We start from the raw sequence: 2,858 nt of genomic DNA, 5'->3' as shown, positions 1-2,858 counted from the left end.
GCTTGGCCTTGAGCAGGAATACGATAACCCATTGCAATAGCCTTAGAATTTGGACCAACTATACCATGATCTATTAACCACTTCTTAGCTTCACTAAAAGTCTTTTTGTCATAATCTGGAATTATGTGTTTCAATAAGTTGATTGAAATAACACAATCCATAGTACCATCGGTATTTGCGAATCTTAACTTTCTTTCATTTTGTACATCTGAAGTTACAGCAATTCTATTGTACAATATCGAAGACATTTGAATAAACATACCACCAGGTAAGTTGGTATCAACAATTGATTTATTCAACATTGATATAAGACCGCTTTCTATCCAAGAGTTATCAGATAAACCAGAAATTGGTGCAACAGTTTCACCATTTTCGACATCCAAACCATTAATAACATTGTCATTCATGTTTGAACTTAGAGCTTTGCGTTGCATAATTTCAGCAAACCTTTGTACACTTACTTGGGGTTTATCTGGAGTAATACCAAAATCTCTTTCTATCTCTTTTCTACCAGCCTCAGTAATAGCATTATGAGCGCCATTAAAATTGTTAATTAATTCATCACCACTGTACACTTTACCATCTGGTGTGGTATATTTCCATGCACTTCTGATATTACCCATAGCAGCTTTTTGTGCTTGAGATACAAACATCTGTCTTTCTGCATGATGAGGATCAGTAATTAACTGACGTCTAAAGTTAGTTAAAGACTGTTTATGAGTAGGCATTGACATTAAACTGTCCATGTCTATTTCTTTATTAGTCTTATCTTTATAAATTCTTGATTTAACCTCTTTAGCCCTTTGTCCTACTTTTACTGCGGAATCAAAAGCAAGCATATGGATATTACGTGATTGCATAACTTCCAATACTTTACCCATATCCCCAGTAGAGAAAATACGATGCACAGGGAACATAGCCATCTTATCAAATATTGGTATATCCCTTTTAGCACCTACATCGTAATGATCACCAAAATACATGAATTTCAAAGGTTTCAATGTAACCGCCAATGCTTCTGCATACGTATCCATATCTGCTTCAAGATCTGCATTTGGATCATTAAGTAAATCAAATGCTTTTGCTACTTGTGGTGTCCATCCATCTACTCTACGTACTAGTTCTTTGTAAAACTCTGGAGATATTAGTACTGTGGCATCAGTTTGATTTACTTTACCTTTTGGATTAAGATAACCATCAAATTTATCTCTTACTATAAGATTAGCTGCATCTTCTACATCCTGAGGTAAAGCTTCAGAACTATCATAAGTTCTAATTGCTTCATCTAATGTCATGTTATGCATTTCCTGAAGTAATCGTATAGCTGCAGATCTTTTAGCGTACTCTGCAATTTGATCAGCTTGTCTACTTACTATAATGTTATCCGATAATGTACCTACGTTCACTTCAGTGAGGTCTGCCATTGGGTTTCCTTCTTCGTAGTCTATTCTTGGAGTAACACCGGTGGATAATACTTCACGTAGACGTTTAATTTTATCTACAGGATTCTTATAATAAGCTGGGTCTTTTATGAAAAGTTTCTCAAACTCAATTACTGAAGAAATTGTATTGGCGAAATAATTACCAATCATTTCAGCAGCACCAAGATTTTCGCTATAATTAGAAACTGTTGCAGATTTCTTATAATGTGAAGATGCTTCTTCTAATGCTTTCTGTGGTAATGCTAAACTCGTTACACTAGCTATTTTATTACCATCCCATTTAATTATACCTAATTCTTGTGCATAATCTAACTCATCTTTAAATGCATCCCATAGGTAGTTATTCATTAGATTTGCTTTCTCAGCATTACTGAACTTATTCCAATTATTTCTTATTTGAGAAATAATAGAAGTTCCATATTCATTACCACCAAGATCTTCTGCTAGGTCTAATGCTTCATTAAAGTTTGAAAAATCTTTTTCAAATTCAATACCATTTAATGTAGGTCTTTCTTTCAATTTAAAGAATCCGTTGAAGTATCTGAATCTATAACCGTTTCTGTTTCCAGTATCATAGTTCTTTATTTTTTGTTCTTCAGTCAAATTCTTCTCATTCTTGTAATTAAATTCAATGGTATCTAATTCAGTTTCAAAGTAATTGATAAATCTTTTAAGAATCTGAGCATCGAATTTTATTTCACCATTACTTACATCAAATGGATTTTTAAAGTTATTTATTGCAGTACCATACAACGTATTATATGTTTGAGAATCACCCATAGTAGGTAAGACAATTCTACCTGCTCTGGTAAATGTCATTTTAGCAATATAGTCTTCAAGAGGGGATATTTCTGTATACTTACGTCCTTTATCTGCACTACCTTGTTCCTTAAAGTATACAAGTGTTTCAAACCCTATTTTACCTTTAGTATCCGCATTATTATACAAATTTGTTAACAATACAGAACCCTTGAAATAATTAGGATTGTCATTATTACCAGTATTGTATAGCACTTTGGTAAGTGCTTCTACCGTTACTGGATCATTATCCAATCTTTGAACCATATCAGACAAATAATTGTGTTCTGATATAGGATATAACAATTTACCATCAGTAGCTAATACTGATAATTCATCAGAAGAAGGATGCAACATCGCATATGTCTCAGCAAGTCTTCCTAAGAATTTAGAATCAGCATAATACTTTGTAATACTTCTATTGTATTGACCAGGAATTACACCACTTTCTTGAATTTTTGCCAAATCCTTTACTTTGGAATTAAAGAAGAAGTATATACTCTTATTGGATCTATCTGATAACATTGAAACTAATGCTTCAGTAGGATCTGAATTGTAATATTCCTTAGTAAGGAAAGAATTTAGTGACTCTAAATCAATTTCTACTCCAACTTTATT

Annotated in this window: 1 protein-coding gene; it reads right to left on the bottom strand. The window is 32.8% G+C overall.

Features of this window, described 5'->3' with window-relative positions:
• The coding region (locus tag QZL64_RS07445) for a hypothetical protein (protein WP_296309449.1) at positions 1 to 2,858 on the bottom strand (2,858 nt) is incomplete at both ends.

Origin of the sequence: Veillonella sp. CAG:933 (genome assembly GCF_000431435.1) — a bacterium.
Taxonomy (GTDB): Bacteria; Bacillota; Negativicutes; order Veillonellales; family Veillonellaceae; genus Veillonella_A.
This window is presented reverse-complemented; position numbering and strand designations above follow the sequence as displayed.